Source organism: Mesorhizobium sp. M3A.F.Ca.ET.175.01.1.1, from assembly GCF_004791945.1.
GTDB lineage: Bacteria > Pseudomonadota > Alphaproteobacteria > Rhizobiales > Rhizobiaceae > Mesorhizobium.
The window spans coordinates 1-279 of record NZ_SRTP01000445.1; the positions used below are offsets into that span (position 1 = coordinate 1).

Annotated in this window: 1 protein-coding gene; it reads left to right on the forward strand. The window is 64.9% G+C overall.

The features are described 5' to 3' along the window. On the forward strand, positions 1-279 hold a 279-nt coding region (locus EN818_RS32365), incomplete at both ends, for a HEAT repeat domain-containing protein (protein WP_135906780.1).

Below are 279 nucleotides of genomic sequence, written 5' to 3' on the forward strand. Positions count from 1 at the left end.
TGCTTGTCGCCTTCCATGAATGCGGCTTGCCGGCTCTCGTCGGCAGGCTGCTGGAACGGGGCAATGTGGCCGAACGCATCCATGCGGCCGAGATGCTGGCAGCGCTTGGTTCGGAGGATGCAACGGAAAGCCTGCTTTCAGCGCTTGACCACGATCACTCGCGCGATGTCAGGATCGCAGCGGCAATCGCGCTCTGCGATCTCGGCAGCTTGCCGCTGCTCGGCACCGCGCTGGACAAGATCGGCGTGGCGGGGCAACGCTCGCGGCGCCTGATCGATT